Below are 16,933 nucleotides of genomic sequence, written 5' to 3'. Positions count from 1 at the left end.
GGGCGCCGGGTGCGTGCCCGGCCCGGTCACGTACGGAGAGGGTCAGGCGTGGGTGAGGACGGGGTAGTCGGTGTACCCGTTCGCGCCGCCGCCGTACAGAGTCGCCGGGTCGATGTCGTTGAGCGGTGCGTCCTGCTGGAGCCGTTCGACGATGTCGGGGTTGGCGAGGGCGAACCGGCCGAGCGGTGCGATGTCGGCGAGCCCGGCGTTCATGTCGGCGGCGATGCCGTCGCGGTCGCGCCCGTAGCGGACGACGAGGACCGCTGTCGGCCACACATCTCGGAAGGAGCGCAGCAGGCCGTCGTCGCCGAGGTGGTGCACGTGCAGGTAGACCAGATTGAGCCTTGCGAGCTCACTGACGAGGTAGCGGTACTGGGCATGCACGGCTCCGGTGTCGCCCTCGTTCAGCCCGCCGAGGGGGAACGCGGGGGAGATCCGGATGCCGGTGCGATCCGCGCCGATCTCCTCGGCCACGGCACGCGCGACCTCGATGACGAACCGCGCCCGGTTCTCGACTGTGCCGCCGTACTCGTCGGTGCGCTGGTTGGCGTTGGGGGAGAGGAACTGGTGCAGCAGGTACCCGTTGGCGGCGTGGATCTCGACCCCGTCCGCGCCGGCGGCGATCGCGGAAACCGCCGCGTGGCGGAACTCGCCGATCACGCCCTGGATCTCGGAGGTGCTGAGCTCGCGCGGTACGGGGATCGGCTGCTTCCCGGTGGCGGTGAAGATCTCCTCGCCGGGAGCGATCGCGGACGGAGCGACCGCCTGCCGGTGGTGCGGGGAGTTGTCCGGATGGGAGATCCGGCCGACGTGCATCAGCTGGATGAACAGGTGCCCGGCCTTCTCGTGCACCGCGTCCGCAACCAGACGCCAGCCCTCGACGTGCTCGGGAGTGTAGATCCCGGGGGTGTTGAAGTACCCCTGCCCGTCCTCCGACGGCTGCGTGCCCTCGGAGATCAGCAGCCCGAGCGATGCACGCTGCGCGTAATACTCCGCGGCGAGTTCGCCGGGGACACCGTCGGGGTTGGCGCGGTTGCGGGTCATCGGAGCCAGCGCGAGCCGGTGCGGGAGTTCGATCCGGCCGAGGGTGAACGGCTGCCAGAGAGACGAGGACGTCATAGCGGGTGAGGTTCCTTTCGAGTGCATAGATCGACGGCTGCTTCCCGTGTACAACGGTCGTGCGCACAGGGCATGGGAGAATGAGTCGAGGCACATCCGAGTCCACATAGCAGTGACTACACTCATAACTGAGGTGAGTCAGAGTCTATTCCCCTGGGAGGAACACGATGTCAGTGGCGACACCGCCGGTCGGGCGACGCGAGCGCAACAAGCAGGCCAAGCTCGAGCGCATCACGGCGGCCGCGAGCGAGCTGTTCGCCGAGCACGGGGTGGATGAGGTGACGACGCAGCAGATCGCGGACGCGGCGGACATCGGCACCGGGACGCTGTTCCTGTATGCGAAGACGAAGGGTGAGCTGCTGCTGCTGGTTCAGAACGCCCACTATCTTGAGGCGCTGGAGCGCGGGCGTGCCGCTGCTGCGCGAGAGTCCACGGCGGTGGACGCGATCCTTGCCCTGATGACCCCGGTCGTGGAGTGCAACCGCGTCCAGGTCGACAACGGTCGCACCTACCTGAGGGAGATGGTCTTCGGCGACCTGAACGAACCCCACCACGCCGAAGCGCTCTCCATCGTCGCGCAGACCGAGCAAGCTGTCGCCGACCTCCTCACCGGGCGGGCGGGCGTTGCGACGGAACACGCAGCGACACTGGCCCGGGTGATATCGGCCATCCACTTCCTCGAGCTGGGGGCCAGCATGAACACGGCCTCGAGCATCCCGGAACTCCTCGCCGACATCCGCACACAAGTGTCGGCGATCCTCCCGGACTGAACCAGCCCCGGGGTCACGAAGCCGCGATCTCGGCGGTGCTCGTGCGGACGAACGCGACGTCCCGGTTGTCGACGACCCTGCCATGCGGGTCGAGCAGGCCGGCGCGGACGCGCTCGCCCGTCTCGATCGCGACGGGCAGCACACGCGAGCCGGGCGTGCGGGGGATGTGTGCTTCGCCCCACTGCTGCATGGCGACCATCACGACCTTCAGTTCCTCGCCCGCGGGCGTGAGCTGGTAAGCGTCACGGGTGCGCTGACCGGGCTCCTGGTATGGAATCTTCTCCATCACTCCGTGCCCGACGAGCGTCGCGAGCCGGACGCTGAGGACGTCAGAGGCGATGCCGAGCCGGTCACGGAACTGCGCGAACATCCGTGCCCCGAGGAACGCCTCCCGGACGATCAAGAAGCTCCAGGAGTCGGCGAGTACCCCGACGCTCCGGACGATGCCGCACGGGTTGTCCAGTGCCTGCGCGAGGGTCGCCGACGGTCGAGGCATGCTGCCATCCTTCCCGAGGTTCGTGGCGGTGTCGAGTCAGGCCGATGCGTCGTCGGGGGCGGGCTGGAGCTCGCCGCGGACGAAGGAGAAGTTCTCCCTCGGCACCGGAATGAGCGCGATGAACCGGTCCTCGGCGGGTATCCCGAGCGCTTCGTGCAACGCCTCCGGTAGTGCCGTGCCGAGGGCACTCTTCTGGTCGGCGGCGAACCTGCCCGCCGGGATGTGCACCGGGAACACCAGCATCCGTCAGCCCGCTCTCGCGCCGCGCCAGCGCACTCTATTACGCTCTGAGTTGTTTCAGCCAACTTAGCATCGATAGGGTCGACGTGACTCGGATCTCGGGTCGCATCCTCACAGGGCAGACAGGAGCACAGGCATGCGCTACACGACGTTCGGCCGACGCACTGGATTGCGGGTCTCGGTGCGTGTACTGGGTACGGGACGTCTCAGCGACTGGGGTCGCCTGGTGCACACGGAGTCACACGCGCGGAAGACCGCGATCGTTGACGCGGTGATCGACATCGCCGCCGGTGGCGTGAGGCGACCATGACGACGTACGAAGACGATTCCGAGCGGTCCCGAACCATCCGCTATCGGGTTCCTGGGAAGGACAAGCGGGTGCTGTTCGCCCGGTCCGGGCTCGAGCGGCTCCAGGCCTTGGTGGCAGGGGACGTGCCGTCTCCGCCGATCAGCAGTCACATCGGGCTAGAGTTCATCTCGGTGTCCGAGGGGGACGTGGTGCTGACGGCGGTGCCGGACGAGTCGCACTACAACCCGATCGGATCCGTGCACGGCGGGTTCTTCGCGACCGTCCTCGACTCCGCGTGCGGGTGCGCGGTGCACTCCACCCTCCCCGCGGGTGTCGGATACACCAGCCTGGAGATCAAGGTCTCGTTTCTGCGTCTGATCACCGCCGACACCGGCCCGGTCACTGCACACGGGTGGGTCACGCGCGCCGGCCGCAGCGCCGCGTTCGCGGAGGCCGACATTCGTGACGAGGAAGGTCGTGTCCTCGCGACGGCTTCCAGCACGTGTCTCATCGTGCACCCGGATCCTGCCTCGTGACCCGTTTCGGCCGACGCGGGGCGTTCTGGTCTGCCGCGTCGGTTCTGGCTCTCGCGCTGTGGTCGTCGGGTGCGCCCAGTGTGGTCTACCCGCTCTACGCCGAGAAGTGGGATCTCACACCGGTCGTGGTGACGACCGTGTTCGCGACGTACCAGCTGGCGCTGATCGTGGTGCTGCCGCTGTTCGGGAATCTGTCCGACCTGTTCGGCCGCCGCCGGATCATGATCACGGCCATCGCTCTCATCGGCATCTCCGCGCTCGTGTTCGCCTTCGCGCCTCATGTCGGCTTCCTCTATGTCGGCCGGGTACTGCAGGGCGCCGGGGCCGGACTGGCGATGGGCGCGGCCACCGCGTCCCTGATCGAGAACAACACCACGAGCAGCCCCCGCTTCGCGAGCACCATCGCCACGGTGGCGACCGCGACCGGTCTCACCCTGGCGCTGCTGCTCAGCGGTCTGTTCGCCGAGTACCTCCCGTTGCCGCTGCTGTGGAGCTACATCGTCCTCCTCGCTCTCGCTGCCGCCTCCATCGCCGCGCTGCTGGCCACGCCAGATGACCGGCCGCCGCAGGTGACCCGGTGGCGGCCGCAGGCTCCGTTCGTCCCCCCGGGGATCCGGATCGGGTTCGTCGTCGCCACGCTCTCGGTCGGCCTGGCGTACTGCGTCGGGGCGATCTTCCTTTCCCTCGGCGCACACATGATCGACCAGTTCACCCACACCGACGACACAGCTCTCGTCGGCGTCCTGCTGGCCGTCTCGTCGGCGTTCATCGGTGTCACCGGGCTCTTCCTCGCCCGATTCTCTGCCCGCGCGCTCATCTGGGTCGGCATCGGACTCACCATGGTGAGCCTCGCTCTCATGACCGCAGCCAGCGCTCTCCAGTCGCTCCCGCTGTTCCTGTTGTGGTGCATCGTCGGCGGCATCGCGTACGCGCTGACCTTCACCGGCGGCCTCGCCCTCATCAACCGGCTCGCGCCCGAACGCCACCGCGGCGCGACGCTGTCCTTCCTCTACCTCATCGCATACGCGCTGCAGGCTGCCACCGCCATCGGCGTCGGAGCAGTCGCCACCGCGATCTCACTGCGCATCGCCGTCGGAGCGGCTGCGATCGCCCTCACCGTGCTGTGCGTCGCGGTCGCCGCGCTGCTGATCGTCGGTGGGCGCGCGGGCGATCGGCCGCGGATGCTGCGGACCCGGTGAGTGGGAGTCAGCGCGTCTCGGTGGCCAGGCCGATGAGCGCTTCGGGCCTCAGCCCTCGGCGAAGCCGAGGATGACGGAGGCGTGCAGGTGCTGGTCGGCGGGATTGTCGTGCGCGACGTTCGGAGCGTCCCACGTCTTCTCGTTCCACGGCAGGAGTACCTGGGTGCGCAGCTCCTTCAGCACCCCCGTGTGCGGTCGGGTCAGGGGGCGAGGAACTTCGCGGCGACGGGGGCGAACTGCTCCCAGTACTGGAAGATGCCGCCGTGGCCGGAGTTCGGATAGATGATCAGCTCCGAGTCCTTGATCCGCTGGTGCAGGTCGGCGGACAGGATCGAGGGGACCATGCGGTCGTTGTCGCCATTGGCGATCAGGGTGGGTTGCGTGATGACCGACAGGTCCGACGGCGCGGAGCGGCCGTAGCGCTGAATTGCTTTCAGCTGCGTACTGAATGCGGCGTTGCTGATGGCCTCGTCCCGGTCGACGGTGCGCTCCTTGAGTCGCTCGACGAACGCTTTCCCGGCCTTCCTGCCGACGGCGTCGCGGTTGAAGAAGAGGAACTCCTTCGGGTCCGACCGGGTGAGGGTGGCGCGGAGGATGTCCCAATAGGTGACGCCGACGACCTTGTCCATGTTCTTCCCGCCGCGCGGCCCGGTACCGGTCAGGACGAGCCTGCGGACCAGATCGGGGTGCTTGACGGCGAGGTCCTGAGCGATCATGCCGCCCATCGAGAAGGAGAAGACGTCGATCTTGTCGAAGCCGAGGCCCTTCGCGATGAAGGTGTAGGCGTCGTCCGCTGCCTCCTCGATCGTCCCGGGGACGGTGCCGGATGACGCCCCGACGCCGCGCTGATCGAAGGTGATCACGTGACGGGTCTTCGCGATCGCGTCCACGATTCGGGGATCCCAGTTGTCGAGGGTCGCGGCCAGGTGCACGAAGAACACCACAGGGATGCCGCCGGTCGGACCCAACTCGCGGTAGGCGAAAGTGATTCCGCCGGCGGTGACGGTCTTCGCCGGCGCCTCGGCGTAGGAGGTGATGACGGGGTCGCTTTTGGTGCTCATGATGGTTGCTCCTTCAAGAGGTCGAGAGAGATTTCGGGGTAGTCGAAACGTCGGTCAGGGACCGGTGATGACAACCTTGCCGCGCATCCCGCCCTTGGTCAGGGCTTCGAGCGCCTGCGGGGTCTGGTCGAACGAGAACGTCTTCCCGACGACGGGACGGAGGACACCGTCGTCGACGAGCGCGGCGATCTGCCGCAGCTGGTCTCCGCTGGCGGTCATGAACAGGAAGTAGTAGGTCACGCCGAGTTTCTTCGCCTGTCGGCGGACCTTGCGGCTGAGCCCGGCGATGGCCAGGCGCAGCACCGGGTTCAGGCCGATCTCCTTTGCGTACGCGGGGTCGGGCGGCCCGCTGATACCGATCGCCTTCCCGCCTGGCTTCAGGATCCGCAGTGACTTCTCGAGGTTCTCGCCCCCAAGGCTGTCCAGTACCAGGTCGTAACCGGAGAGTTCGGTCTCGAAGTCCTGGGTGCGGTAGTCGATCACTTCGTCCGCGCCCAGTTCGTGCACGAAGTCGACGTTCTTCCCGGATGCGGTGGTGGCCACATACGCGCCGAGGTGCTTGGCGAGCTGGATCGCGATCGTCCCGACCCCTCCCGCGCCGGCGTGGATGAGTACCTTCTGGCCCGGCTTCACGTTCGCGTTGACCACCAGCGCCTGCCAGGCGGTCAGCGCCACCAGTGGCAGGGACGCCGCTTCGACAGGACTGATCGAGGCGGGCGCGAGTGCGAGGTCGGCCTCGTCGACCGCGATGCGCTCCGCGAACGTGCCGATCCGGTGATCCCTGGGCCGGGCGAACACCCGATCCCCGGCCTTGAATCCCTGCACCCCGGACCCGACGCGGATCACGGTTCCTGCGACGTCATGGCCGAGCACGAGAGGAGTCTTGTAGGGCAGATTCAGTTTGAACTCGCCCTCCCGGATCTTCTCGTCCAGCTGGTTCACACCTGCCGCCACGACGTGCACGAGGACGTCCCGGTCGCCCACGTGGGGCTCGGGCACATCCGCCTCGTGGATCGGCTGTTTGTACTTGTGGAACACGAACGCTCGCATGGTTCTTCTGTCTCCTACGGATCTGTCGGTGGGTGATGCTGAGTCAGTGGTGCAGGAAGCGGCCGACCAGGTCGGCCACGCTGTGGCGGTTCTGGGAGACGACCCCGTGTCCGGAGTCCGTGAACACGCGGACCTGCGCGTTCGGGAATCGCTGCAGAAGGGCGTCGGCGTTCTCGGGCGGGACCATGCGGTCGCTGTCGCCATGCAGGACCAGCACCGGCCCCGAGAACCGCTCAGCGGGAGGCTTCTGCCGGCCCCATGTCTTCACCGCGCGCAGCTGCGCGCGCAGCACGGCGGGGGAGACCGAGCCGTCCCGACCGATGCGCCGACGCTTCAGCCTCGCCTGGTAGGTCTTCGCCGCATGCTTGCCGTTTCGTGTGCGGGTGAAGAACAGCACGGACGTCGGGGGCGTGAACGTCAACAGCCCGCGGGCGACTCCGCGGGCGAACACTCCGGTCATCTGCGTCAAGCCGGGACCGCTCTGCGGGCCGGTACTGGCGAGGATCACCCCGTCCACCAGGTCGGGAGCCTGCGCGAGGACAGCCTGTGCGACCATGCCGCCCATCGACAGCCCGAAGAGATCCACTCGCGACAGCCCGAGCGCCCGGATCACCGCGATCGCGTCCGTCGCCATGTCGTCGAACCGATCGCGGACCTCGCCGGTCGAGCCGCCGACGCCGCGATAGCCGATCAGGATCACCCGACGCTCAGCCGTGAGCGGGCCGACGAGCTCCGGATCCCAGCTGTCCAGGTTCGCCCCCAGATGCGTCAATCCCACCAGTGGCAGGGCATCCGTGTGATCGTCGCCGAGATCGCGATAGACGAACTCCGCCCCGGCGACCTCGATCGAGTCCGTCGGAACGTCGATGAAAAGCACCGGTGCGGCACCTGAACCTTGCGCTGCGCGCCCCATGGAGGTTCCCTTCTTCTCGACGAACCGGACGGCCGACTGTCCGTCAGGCCGAGTATGCTCAAGTATGAGCGCACTCAGAAACTTTGTCAAGAGGGGGGTGTCGCGGTGTCGCATCCCGGCTCTGAGGTTCCGGCCGAGTGGGGTGGTGGCAGTTTCGTCGACGGAGGGTCTCAGATCAACGTGTCGGCCGTGCTCCCGGCGGACATCGACGAGGAGACCGGCCTGCCCTTCAGCTACCGGAGCTGGCCGTCGTATCAGGCGCTCGTGGAGACGCTGCTCTCGACGGACTGGAAAGCCGAGATGGGCGGCGCGCCGACCACGATGGACTACGTGAAGGACAATGACCAACTGCTTGTCGCGACCGGTGCCAGCTGCACCCACGCCGACTGACTCGTCGGAGATTCGGACCCTGCGCAAGCAGGTCGAATCGATCATCGTCCAGTACTCCTGGAAGATGGTGTTCGCCAGCACCGACGCCGAGTTCGACCGATTGAAGGCCGACATGCAGGAAGAGGCGACGGGCCTGGGTTGCGACAAGGTACGGGAAGCCGACATGGAGCGAGCTGAGTAGCGCAACGCGGACCGCGAGAAGGTCGCCGAAAAATTCGGCTGACCGATCCGCGTGACGGAGCACCCCCGGCATTGCGCATGCGCCTGGCGGCGCTTGTGCGGATGACCGACCGATCCGGGTTTCGCGAACTCAAGCGCCTGAGTTTCTGGAATCCCTCGTGGAGGGGCTGACGGGAATCGAACCCGCGCTATCTGCTTGGGAAGCAGAAGTTCTGCCATTGAACTACAGCCCCGTACCGGCATCCGAAGAGGCAGGTATCGGACAGCCTACCTGCCGCCCGGCCGCAGGCCAAAGCGCGGCCGGATTCGCTGCTGATACGGTTGAGCGTCCGTGCAGGAATCCGAGGAGGTGGTACCCGTGATCAGAATGACGTCGGTGCTCCTCTGTGGAGGCACGGTCGGGCGCTAGGTCGTCCGGGAGCGCCGCTGATGGCAGCACTCCCGAAAGGCACGACCATGCACTTCACCTCAGAACACGACGTCGCTGACGGCGTCATCACTCGCGAGTTCACTCTCGACGGCATCCCCGGCATCCTGTGGACGCCGTCGGATGCTTCCCCGTCCGCACCTGTCCCACTCATCATGATGGGCCAACCCGGCGGAATCGGGATGCGACGGATGCATCCTCGCCTGGCGGCGCGGGCGCGCGCCGTGGCCGCGCACGGCTTCGCCTCGGTCGCCGTCGAGCTGCCCGGGGCCGGCGAACGGCCACCGCTGCCCGGTGCGGACCAGGCGCGCTCGGACCTGGTCAGGGCGCTCTCGGCCGGCGAGGCGCCGAGCGCACAGACCGTCGACCGGCTGGTACTTCCTCTGGTGGAGAAGGCGGTGCCGGAGTGGCAGAGCGCACTCGATGCCGTCCTGGACCTGCCCGAGATCGGCGAACGAGTGGGATTCTCCGGCGGCGTGATCGCGATCGGCGTACGGCTCGCTGCTGTCGAACCGCGGATCCGTGCGGCCGGGCTCTTCGCGGGCAGTTACGTGCCGCGCATGATCATGGAGGAAGCCCGCCGCGTCACGATTCCGCTCCACGTTCTCCTGCAATGGGATGACGAGGGGAACGACCGTCAGATGGCTCTCGACCTCTTCGACGCCTTCGGGTCCGCGGAGAAGACCCTGCACGCCAATATGGGCGGGCATACCGGCGTCCCGGCGTTCGCAGGAGAGGATGCCGGACGCTTCTTCGTGCGTCATCTCGGGTCGACACTCGAGTGACACGGGCACGGCCGGGCGGCGCCGACATCACCGAAGCACCGCGCACTAGGCTGTTGCCGTGCTTCTCAGCGATCGCGACATCACCGCAGAACTCGCCTCCGGCCGGATCGGACTCGACCCGCACGACTCGGCGATGGTGCAGCCGTCGAGCGTCGACGTGCGCCTGGACCGCTACTTCCGGTTGTTCGACAACCACAAGTATCCGTTCATCGATCCCTCAGAGGATCAGCCCGAGCTCACCCGCCTGATCGAGGTCGCCCCCGACGAGCCGTTCATTCTGCACCCGGGCGAATTCGCGCTCGGCGCCACGTTCGAGCAGGTCTCCCTGCCGGACGACGTCGCCGCGCGCCTCGAGGGCAAGTCGTCGCTGGGTCGCCTCGGCCTCATCACGCACTCCACGGCCGGTTTCATCGACCCCGGTTTCACCGGTCACGTGACCCTCGAGCTCGCCAACGTCGCGACGCTGCCGATCAAGCTGTGGCCGGGCATGAAGATCGGCCAGCTCTGCTTCTTCCGCCTGACCTCGCCGGCCGAGAACCCCTACGGCTCCGGCCCGTACGGCAACCGTTACCAGGGGCAGCGTGGACCGACGGCATCCCGCTCGTTCCAGAACTTCCATCGCACGGATGTCGGGGTCACCGACCTCGGTTCCCTCGGCGGCTGATTCCAAGAAGCAACGAGAGGGCAGTGACGCACGGTGCGTCACTGCCCTCTCGTGTGAGTCGCGGGGACGGATGCCGCGGCATCCGTCCCCGCGTCAGCTCAACTCCACGGAGCCCAGCCGTCCTCACCCGACAGATACGCGTCGCGCGTGAACGCGGCCGCCTCCTCGTCCGTCAGCTGAGGGCGACCCGGATCCTCGCCGACGACGGCACCAGGGCCGGTGTTGTCGTACTCGCGGAAGAAGTCCTCCTGCCAGCTCCACCCGCTCATGTCCGACCATGCGGGCGTGCGGATGTGAGCGCCGAGCTCGGAGTTGCGCACGACCATCGCCGGGTCCACGGCCGGGTTGCTGCTCGGGTGCCACGGGCGACCGAGTGACACGGTGCCGGCCGCGGCATCCGAGGTGAAGACCGAATCGACGAACAGGAAGCCCTTGCCGCCCGGCACCGTCGCGGGCGCTGCGACATACCCGTTGTTGGTGGTCGATGCCCGGTCGAGCGACCGGATCTCGGAGTCCTCGACCACGAGCGTGCCGCCGCCGTAGATGAAGTCGACGTCTCCGGCGACGTACGAGTCCGTCATCCAGACGCGCGACGGCTGGGTCTTCGAGATCGGGTCGACCAGGAACGTGTCCTGGTTGCCGAGCAGTCGCACACCGTCGAGAACCGTGCGATCGGCTGCCGCGCGCAGCGCCAGCGCCTGGCTGCCACCGGTGACCGTCTCGTCGTACGCGTTCTCGATCGTGATGTCGCGCAGCGTGACGTCGTCCGCCAGCACCGAGAGCACGGGGGAGCCGGTGTGCCCCCACGTTCCGCCGTAGAACTTCGCCTGCCCGGCCGCGAGGTCGTAGCTGATCACGACATCGGATGCCTCGCCGGTCGAACTGCGGATCGTCAGGTCATCGGCATCCGGCCAGATCCGCACGACCTCGCGGTAGACACCGGGCGAGACGACGATCTCGACCGGATGCTTCGAACGGGACGCCGCACCCACCGCCGCGCTGACACTGGCGAAATCGCCGCTGCCGTCGAGAGCGACCGTGACCTGCTTGCCGACCGTCTCGTCCTTGCCGAGCGGACCGCTGTGCGCGTCGACGATCGAGACGACATCGGCCGTGGCATCCGGAGCGTAGGAGTAGTACGACCTCGGATCGAACGTCGGACCGGTGTTGTCCTTGCGGCCCCTGATGTTGGTGAACTGGTTGTTGCGCGACTCCACCTTCGATTCGGGATCCTTCGCGACGATCGCGTCCTCGCCGTTCTCGTACACGCTCGACTCGATCACGAGCTGCGCGGCGCCGCGCGACATCGTGCCGTAGTGCGCCTGGCCCTCGAACCAGTTGTTGTACAGGTGGCCCGCCGCGACATTGTCGATGCTGGCGTTGCGCTGGTACGTGTTCGAGAACGCGTTGTGATGCATCGTGATGGTGGTGATGACGTTCTTCGTCCAACCGACGCCGACCGTCTTGTTGTGGTCGTGGAACGAGTTCCAGGACAGCGTCACCGCGGTCGAGTCCTTGCGCACGTCGACGAGCCCGTCGCCGAGGCGCGTGAACTCGTTGTGGTCGATCCAGACGTGCGACGACGTGTCGACGCGGATGCCGTCGTTGTCGTTGTCCGAGCCCTTGCCGTCCCAGTCGCCGGGGACGTACGAGTCGCGGAACGTGAGGTTGCGCACGATCACGTTCGACACCCTGTCGAGGAAGAGCCCGCCGCCGACGAGCTCGGCATCCCGTCCTGCGCCGGCGATCGTCTTGTCGGATGCCACCGTGATCTGCGAGCCGAACGGCTCGACGTCGACGCTGCCCTTGACGAGGATCGTCAGCGGCTCCTCGAGCGCGGCGTATTCGGCGAGCTCCGCCGCGTCGTCGGCCACGACGACTCGCCCTTCGGCGCCACCGGTCGTGCCCTCTGGCAGGTCGGCGGTCGGGGTCGATGCGAAACCAGTCGCCACCGGCGACCACACCGGACCATCGGCGGTCGTCGTGGTCGGCGCCTCGATGCGCTCGAGGAGTCCTGCGCCGTCGAGCGTCGCGGGGAGGTCGTCCGCGTGCGCGGGCGCCGCGATCAGGGTCAGGGCGAGCAGTGGTGCGCTCGCCACGACGGCGACGCGGGTCAATCTCCTGCGGTTCATCGGGTCTCTCCTTCCGCGAGCACGTCGCCGAGCAGGACGACATCATCGAGGGTCGTTCCCGTCCCGGCATCCCGCAGTGCCAGCGCCTTCTTGGGGGCCGTCACCTCGAGCGGGTTCTCGAGTGTGAGGCTCTGCAGGGTGACGTCATCGGCGAGGACGTTCACGGTCGGCCATTCGCTGCTGGACTTGTCGTACGTGATGACGACGTCCTCCGGGTCGCCGGTGGCACCGACGATCGTCAGGTGATCGGCATCCGGCCAGATCGAGACGACCTCGCGGTAGGTGCCGGGCTGGATGACGATCTCGACCGGGTGGGAGCTGCGGGATGCCGCGCCGACCGCTGCGTGCACGGACATGTAGTCGCCGCTGCCGTCCTGTGCGACGGTGATGCGGCGCTTGGCCTCATCGCTCGTGGCGTGCACCGGGCCGGCGTCCTTGGTGAGGAGTTTGCGGACGTCGGATGCCGGGTCGGCCGTGTAGGCGTAGTTCGCCGACGCGTCGAAGGTCGCTCCGGTGTCGCGGGGCTGCTCGCCCCAGACGTCCACGAAGATGTTGTCCTGCTGGAAGACCGATCCTTCGCCGATCAGGGGGTTGCGGGCGTGCTCGAACACGTTCGATTCGACGACGAGCTGGGTCTCGGCACCGCGGGCGTTCATGCCGTACGAGCTCACCCCGGACAGCCAGTTGTTGTACACGTGGCCGGCCGCGACGTTGTCGAGGCTGCCATTGCGCTGGTGCACGTTCGAGAACCGGTTGTGGTGCAGCGTCAGCGTCGTCACGACGTTGTCGGTCCATCCGACGCCCAGCGTCTTGTTGTGGTCGCGGAAGTAGTTCCAGGATGCCGTGACGGCGGTCGAATCCTTGCGGATGTCGAGCTGGCCGTCGCCGAGGCGCTCGAACTCGTTATGGTCGACCCAGACGTGGTGCGACGTGTCGATGCGGATGCCGTCGTTGTCGTTCTCCGGCGACTTGCCGTCCCAGTCCGCGCCGATGAACGAGTCGCGGAACGTGAGGTTGCGGATGATCACGTTCGAGACGCGGTCGACGAACAGTCCGCCGTCGACGATCTCGCCGCCGCCGGCCGCACCGGCGATCGTCTTGTTCGCCGTGACCTTGATCATGCTGCCGTCGCCGACGTCGATGGTGCCGTCGACGAGGATCGTCAGCGGCTCTGCGGATGCCGCGGCTGCGACGAGCTCTGCGGGTTCGTCGACGGTGACGGTCTCTCCGCCGGCACCGCCGGTGGTGCCGTCCGGCAGTTCGGCGGTCGGTGTCGAGGCGAATCCGGTCGCGGTCGGCGACCACACCGGACCATCGGCGGTCGTGGTGGTCGGCGCGCCGATCTGGGCGAGTAGGTCGGCGCCGTCCGCCGTCTGGGCGACGGCCGCGGACGGGACGAACGCGCCGAGCACCAGCAGCGGGGCGCCGACGATCGCGGCCACGGCGACGTGTCGTCGACCACGGATCCGCGGGGTTGCGGGTGGGGATTCCAGCGAAATGGGCGCGCCGGAATGCGGGGGCTTGAAGGACATCATCGTTCCTCTCGCAGGTGGAGACCGGTGTGGGGAACCGGTTTCTGAACCTTATTGAGGAAATGTTGTTGATGTCAACGTATTTACGGAAGACGTTTGCCTGGGCGGACGAGGTGCGGCGTCGCCTCCGAACCGGAGGAGATCACGCGATCGGGAGGGCCGAATGCGGGATCGGGGTCCTCCCGTTCGTGCGTTCTCCTCCGGTTCTTGCGGCCGGGGCGGCGTCGTCGGTGCTGTGCTTCCCGCGCGTGACGATGTCGACGACGGCATCGAGGACGTCGTCGTCAGCGAGGGTGCGGTTGTGGCCGAGACCGGTCGGGCGCAGCATCCGTGATCGTCCGGCATGCGCTCTGTGCAGCCGGACCGAGTCGGCGTCCGGGAGTCCGCGGTCGTCGCGGCTGTGCACGACGAGCAGGCTGGTGTGCTCGGGGAGTGGGTGGGCCGCCGAGTCGAAGCGCTCGGCGACGGATGCCGGTGTTTCGCCGATCCGAGCCGCGAACAGATGCGCCAAGCGGTCTCGTGCGGGGTCGGACAGCCCCATCATGAGCGCGAACTGGTCGATCATCGCGAAGGGGCCGGCGGCGCCCGAGATCGTGACGACGACCGGAGTGCGCGCGAATGTCCGCGCTGCGGTGAGGCCAGCGACCGCGCCGACGGAGTGCCCGACGATCGCGGCGAACGGACCGAAGCGGTTCTGGAGCCCCTCGATCGCGGCCATCCAATCGCGGACGTCCGTGTTGCTCCCGTGCGACTCTCCGTGCGCGGCGGCGTCGAACGACACGACGCGCAGTCCGGCGGCGACGAGTTCGCGGACGAGCGGGGCGAACTGTGTTGCCCTGCCCTTCCAGCCGTGGACGACCAGGACGGTGCGATCGCCATCGCCCCAGCGATACGTGACGATGTCGCGACCGCGTACGCGCAGCAGTTCGCGACGCGCGGCGAGATCGGTGGCGCGGTCCTGTGCGCGCAGCGGCATCCGAGGGCGCGTGCGGAAGAACAGGCGGTACGCGACGCCGCCAGCCAGAGCGGGGGAGATCGCATCGGCGACGCGGAGGGCGGTGGGGACGAACGCGGTGGAGCGGGGCATGGCTTCCTCGATTCACAAGAAATACGAACGATCGTACGTAGAGTATACGAACGATCGTGCGTAAACTAGAGGGATGTCGGATCAGATCGTGGACGGACGCCGAGCGCGCGGGGATGCGTCGCGGCGCAGCGTGCTGTCCCGGGCGACGAATCTCGCCTCCGTCGAAGGGCTCGACGGGCTCACGATCGGGCGCCTCGCCGAATCCTCCGGGCACAGCAAGAGCAGCATCGCGACCCTGTTCGGCAGCAAGCAGTCGCTGCAGCTGGCGACGATCGCCGCAGCCCGCGAGGTGTTCATCGCGACGATCGTCACACCGGCGCGCGGCGAGCCGCGCGGTGTGCTGCGGCTGGCGGCGCTGCTGCGCAACTCGCTGGACTACTCCCGCGACCGGGTCTTCACCGGCGGATGCTTCTTCGCCGCCACCTCAGCCGACATCGACTCCAAGCCGGGGCCGGTCCGCGACGCCGTGGTGACGGCGCAGGCCGACTGGTACGGCTACATCACTGCCCAGGTCCGATACGCCATCGAGGCCGGCGAGCTGACGGCCGATGCGGATGCCGAGGGCATCGCCTTCGAGCTCATCGCGTTGGACGAGCACGCGAACAACCGCTCGCTGCTGGTCGGCGGCGAAGAGGTGTACGGTCTCGCGGCTCGCGCGATGCGTCAGCGGCTGATCGCGGCCGGTGCGACCGAGGCGATGCTCGCGGCGCTGGCTTAGTCGCCCGCCGCGGCTGGGTTCGCGGACGCAGGTGATAAGAGCGCCCCTCGCGAGACCACGCCGCGGCATAGGATCAGAGCGTGAGCGGCGATATGGGGAATCCGGAAGTTCCGCGCGACGACGAGGCGCGTGAGTTCCCGCCGCCCCCGCCCCCTGCACCGGCGGCGACGCCATCAGAACCCGTGCTCGACGCGGAGGTCCCCGGTGCTTCCGTCGAAGCCGCCGATGAGGCGGGCGAACCCGGCCCGATCGACGATGACCTCGCGATGAGCGCAGACCTCGCGATGTCGCGCGTGGAGGACCTCGACATCCCTCCGGCCGATATCGCCGTCCCCGACTTCACGGTTCCCGAGCCTCCGGAGATCCCGCCGCTCGATGAGACGGCCGCCGTGCTGCTCGCAGATGAGACGGCGTCGACGAGCGGGATCGGTGAGCCTCCTGGCGAAGATCCCGCAGTTCGGACCCCGCTTCCTGCGACGCGCTCCGAGCTGCGTGCGCGGACGTCGGGTGGCGATCCGATGCCTTCGGAACCGCAGCGCGCTGCCGATGCCGCGTCGACGTCGTCCGTGCCGCCGGTCTTCGCGTCCGGACGGACGTCGTCCGCCGTGCCCGCGCCGCCGACCCCCGCAACGCCGGTCGACTCGCGCCCGGATGCACCGGCATCCGACTATTCAAACCCGCGGGGCGGCGACACCTACCGCGGCTGGCCGATCGTGATCTTCGCACTGCTCGCCGTGCTCCTGCTCGCCGCGGTGATCGGCGTCGTGGTGCTTGCGAACAACCCTCCGACGTTCTCCGCTCCGCAGGGCTCGGGCGTCGGAGTCTCGGAGTCGGCCCCTGCAGGCGAGCCGGCCCCGGCGGTCGAGCAGGGATGCTCCGAACTGTGCGCGCAGGTCGCGGCCATGGTAGACGGCGAGGTCGCCGGGCCGACGGGCGACGTCGCCTGGGCGCTGGACGGCGCGTGGCAGGATGCCGCGTCGCCGGCAGCGTCAGCCGTGAGCGCCACGTCGGCGCGCTTCACGTCGAAGATCGGCGATCTCCGATTCGCGATCATGGCGTTCGAGGACGATGCGGCGGTGGCCGCGGCCGGGGAGACGCTGAAGTCCGAGCGCAGCGAACCGCTGGCCTCCGAGGGTTCCGTCTACGACGACGGCACCGGCACCAACTACGTCTTCGCCGACGGCACGCAGCAGGCGATTCTCTGGCATGTCCCCAGCGACGATGACACGCCGTGGCTGATGCTCGTCGAAGGTCCGGACGACCCGGCGGTCTTCGACTTCTACCTCGGTCTGCCCTTCTGACCTAACGCACCGCGAGACGCACTATGCCGGGTGAGACCTGGCCT

19 protein-coding genes and 1 tRNA gene are annotated in these 16,933 nt (G+C 67.9%); 9 read left to right on the top strand and 11 right to left on the bottom strand.

The window, feature by feature from the left end; translation table 11 throughout:
• Positions 1-42: 42 nt before the first annotated feature.
• A complete protein-coding gene (locus AC3ANJ_RS18155; RefSeq protein ID WP_488317531.1) occupies positions 43-1,119 on the bottom strand; it encodes an alkene reductase in 1,077 nt (358 codons plus the stop codon).
• A gap of 167 nt (positions 1,120-1,286) precedes the next feature.
• Between AC3ANJ_RS18155 and AC3ANJ_RS18150 the strand changes: the two genes are divergently transcribed.
• Positions 1,287-1,889 (top strand): TetR/AcrR family transcriptional regulator, encoded by a 603-nt coding sequence (locus AC3ANJ_RS18150; protein WP_488317530.1) that lies wholly within the window; start codon positions 1,287-1,289, stop codon positions 1,887-1,889.
• A 13-nt stretch (positions 1,890-1,902) separates the two neighbouring features.
• Here the strand turns inward: AC3ANJ_RS18150 and AC3ANJ_RS18145 are convergent, their stop codons facing one another.
• Complete coding sequence (locus tag AC3ANJ_RS18145) at positions 1,903-2,385, bottom strand: winged helix-turn-helix transcriptional regulator (protein ID WP_488317529.1); 483 nt, start codon at positions 2,383-2,385, stop codon at positions 1,903-1,905.
• 36 nt (positions 2,386-2,421) lie between these two features.
• Positions 2,422-2,628 carry a tautomerase family protein gene (locus AC3ANJ_RS18140; protein ID WP_488317528.1) on the bottom strand — a complete coding sequence of 69 codons (207 nt, stop codon included), beginning with the start codon at positions 2,626-2,628 and terminating at the stop codon, positions 2,422-2,424.
• 303 nt (positions 2,629-2,931) lie between these two features.
• Here AC3ANJ_RS18140 and AC3ANJ_RS18135 point away from each other — a divergent pair, with 303 nt between their 5' ends.
• Both AC3ANJ_RS18135 and AC3ANJ_RS18130 read left to right on the top strand, forming a co-directional pair.
• Complete coding sequence (locus AC3ANJ_RS18135; RefSeq protein ID WP_488317527.1) at positions 2,932-3,450, top strand: PaaI family thioesterase; 519 nt, start codon at positions 2,932-2,934, stop codon at positions 3,448-3,450.
• Entirely contained in the window at positions 3,447-4,649 is a 1,203-nt protein-coding gene (locus tag AC3ANJ_RS18130; protein ID WP_488317526.1) for an MFS transporter, read from the top strand. Before AC3ANJ_RS18135 ends, AC3ANJ_RS18130 begins: the two co-directional genes overlap by 4 nt.
• A 48-nt stretch (positions 4,650-4,697) precedes the next feature.
• On the opposite strand, the gene AC3ANJ_RS18125 is transcribed toward AC3ANJ_RS18130, so the two are convergent.
• From AC3ANJ_RS18125 to AC3ANJ_RS18110, 4 genes are read right to left on the bottom strand one after another with little or no spacing between them, the layout of a single operon-like run.
• The gene (locus AC3ANJ_RS18125; RefSeq protein WP_488317525.1) at positions 4,698-4,832 is read right to left on the bottom strand and encodes a hypothetical protein; all 135 of its coding nucleotides are present in this window, start codon (positions 4,830-4,832) and stop codon (positions 4,698-4,700) included.
• Positions 4,833-4,849: 17 nt separating this feature from the next.
• Positions 4,850-5,710, bottom strand: a complete 861-nt coding sequence (locus tag AC3ANJ_RS18120; RefSeq protein ID WP_488317524.1) for an alpha/beta fold hydrolase — start codon at positions 5,708-5,710, stop codon at positions 4,850-4,852.
• A 54-nt stretch (positions 5,711-5,764) separates the two neighbouring features.
• Positions 5,765-6,760, bottom strand: a complete 996-nt coding sequence (locus tag AC3ANJ_RS18115) for an NADP-dependent oxidoreductase (RefSeq protein ID WP_488317523.1) — start codon at positions 6,758-6,760, stop codon at positions 5,765-5,767.
• Between the two features lie 43 nt (positions 6,761-6,803).
• The gene (locus tag AC3ANJ_RS18110) at positions 6,804-7,673 is read right to left on the bottom strand and encodes an alpha/beta fold hydrolase (protein ID WP_488317522.1); all 870 of its coding nucleotides are present in this window, start codon (positions 7,671-7,673) and stop codon (positions 6,804-6,806) included.
• Between the two features lie 105 nt (positions 7,674-7,778).
• On the opposite strand from AC3ANJ_RS18110, the gene AC3ANJ_RS18105 reads away from it, so the two are divergent.
• Both AC3ANJ_RS18105 and AC3ANJ_RS18100 read left to right on the top strand, forming a co-directional pair.
• On the top strand, positions 7,779-8,063 hold the full coding sequence (locus tag AC3ANJ_RS18105) for a hypothetical protein (RefSeq protein WP_488317521.1): 285 nt from the start codon (positions 7,779-7,781) through the stop codon (positions 8,061-8,063).
• Positions 8,038-8,244 carry a hypothetical protein gene (locus tag AC3ANJ_RS18100; protein WP_488317520.1) on the top strand — a complete coding sequence of 69 codons (207 nt, stop codon included), beginning with the start codon at positions 8,038-8,040 and terminating at the stop codon, positions 8,242-8,244. Before AC3ANJ_RS18105 ends, AC3ANJ_RS18100 begins: the two co-directional genes overlap by 26 nt.
• Positions 8,245-8,402: 158 nt before the next feature.
• Here the strand turns inward: AC3ANJ_RS18100 and AC3ANJ_RS18095 are convergent.
• Positions 8,403-8,476 (bottom strand) — tRNA-Gly (locus tag AC3ANJ_RS18095).
• 223 nt (positions 8,477-8,699) lie between these two features.
• On the opposite strand from AC3ANJ_RS18095, the gene AC3ANJ_RS18090 reads away from it, so the two are divergent.
• Both AC3ANJ_RS18090 and dcd read left to right on the top strand, forming a co-directional pair.
• Entirely contained in the window at positions 8,700-9,455 is a 756-nt protein-coding gene (locus AC3ANJ_RS18090) for a dienelactone hydrolase family protein (protein ID WP_488317519.1), read from the top strand.
• Between the two features lie 58 nt (positions 9,456-9,513).
• Complete coding sequence (dcd, locus tag AC3ANJ_RS18085; protein ID WP_488317518.1) at positions 9,514-10,119, top strand: dCTP deaminase; 606 nt, start codon at positions 9,514-9,516, stop codon at positions 10,117-10,119.
• Between the two features lie 98 nt (positions 10,120-10,217).
• On the opposite strand, the gene AC3ANJ_RS18080 is transcribed toward dcd, so the two are convergent.
• The 3 genes from AC3ANJ_RS18080 to AC3ANJ_RS18070 all read right to left on the bottom strand — a co-directional run bounded on the left by AC3ANJ_RS18080 (position 10,218) and on the right by AC3ANJ_RS18070 (position 14,870).
• A complete protein-coding gene (locus tag AC3ANJ_RS18080; protein ID WP_488317517.1) occupies positions 10,218-12,251 on the bottom strand; it encodes a pectinesterase family protein in 2,034 nt (677 codons plus the stop codon).
• On the bottom strand, positions 12,248-13,783 hold the full coding sequence (locus tag AC3ANJ_RS18075) for a pectinesterase family protein (protein ID WP_488317516.1): 1,536 nt from the start codon (positions 13,781-13,783) through the stop codon (positions 12,248-12,250). Before AC3ANJ_RS18075 ends, AC3ANJ_RS18080 begins: the two co-directional genes overlap by 4 nt.
• A gap of 142 nt (positions 13,784-13,925) precedes the next feature.
• On the bottom strand, positions 13,926-14,870 hold the full coding sequence (locus AC3ANJ_RS18070; RefSeq protein ID WP_488317515.1) for an alpha/beta fold hydrolase: 945 nt from the start codon (positions 14,868-14,870) through the stop codon (positions 13,926-13,928).
• A gap of 73 nt (positions 14,871-14,943) precedes the next feature.
• Here AC3ANJ_RS18070 and AC3ANJ_RS18065 point away from each other — a divergent pair, with 73 nt between their 5' ends.
• Positions 14,944-15,588 carry a TetR family transcriptional regulator C-terminal domain-containing protein gene (locus AC3ANJ_RS18065; protein WP_488317514.1) on the top strand — a complete coding sequence of 215 codons (645 nt, stop codon included), beginning with the start codon at positions 14,944-14,946 and terminating at the stop codon, positions 15,586-15,588.
• An 80-nt stretch (positions 15,589-15,668) separates the two neighbouring features.
• Entirely contained in the window at positions 15,669-16,889 is a 1,221-nt protein-coding gene (locus AC3ANJ_RS18060) for a hypothetical protein (RefSeq protein ID WP_488317513.1), read from the top strand.
• Positions 16,890-16,933 lie beyond the last annotated feature (44 nt).

This window comes from Microbacterium sp. STRO-1N (assembly GCF_057748015.1).
The sequence above is the reverse complement of the archived record's forward strand: the minus strand, read 5'-3'. Positions and strand labels throughout refer to the sequence as shown.

Bases quoted from the DNA above. Each gene is read 5' to 3' on its own strand.
- AC3ANJ_RS18155 (WP_488317531.1), bottom strand. From the start codon at position 1,119: ATGACGTCCTCGTCTCTCTGGCAGCCGTTCACCCTCGGCCGGATCGAA.
- AC3ANJ_RS18150 (WP_488317530.1), top strand. From the start codon at position 1,287: ATGTCAGTGGCGACACCGCCGGTCGGGCGACGCGAGCGCAACAAGCAG.
- AC3ANJ_RS18145 (WP_488317529.1), bottom strand. From the start codon at position 2,385: ATGCCTCGACCGTCGGCGACCCTCGCGCAGGCACTGGACAACCCGTGC.
- AC3ANJ_RS18140 (WP_488317528.1), bottom strand. From the start codon at position 2,628: ATGCTGGTGTTCCCGGTGCACATCCCGGCGGGCAGGTTCGCCGCCGAC.
- AC3ANJ_RS18135 (WP_488317527.1), top strand. From the start codon at position 2,932: ATGACGACGTACGAAGACGATTCCGAGCGGTCCCGAACCATCCGCTAT.
- AC3ANJ_RS18120 (WP_488317524.1), bottom strand. From the start codon at position 5,710: ATGAGCACCAAAAGCGACCCCGTCATCACCTCCTACGCCGAGGCGCCG.
- AC3ANJ_RS18115 (WP_488317523.1), bottom strand. From the start codon at position 6,760: ATGCGAGCGTTCGTGTTCCACAAGTACAAACAGCCGATCCACGAGGCG.
- AC3ANJ_RS18110 (WP_488317522.1), bottom strand. From the start codon at position 7,673: ATGGGGCGCGCAGCGCAAGGTTCAGGTGCCGCACCGGTGCTTTTCATC.
- AC3ANJ_RS18090 (WP_488317519.1), top strand. From the start codon at position 8,700: ATGCACTTCACCTCAGAACACGACGTCGCTGACGGCGTCATCACTCGC.
- AC3ANJ_RS18080 (WP_488317517.1), bottom strand. From the start codon at position 12,251: ATGAACCGCAGGAGATTGACCCGCGTCGCCGTCGTGGCGAGCGCACCA.
- AC3ANJ_RS18075 (WP_488317516.1), bottom strand. From the start codon at position 13,783: ATGTCCTTCAAGCCCCCGCATTCCGGCGCGCCCATTTCGCTGGAATCC.
- AC3ANJ_RS18070 (WP_488317515.1), bottom strand. From the start codon at position 14,870: ATGCCCCGCTCCACCGCGTTCGTCCCCACCGCCCTCCGCGTCGCCGAT.
- AC3ANJ_RS18065 (WP_488317514.1), top strand. From the start codon at position 14,944: ATGTCGGATCAGATCGTGGACGGACGCCGAGCGCGCGGGGATGCGTCG.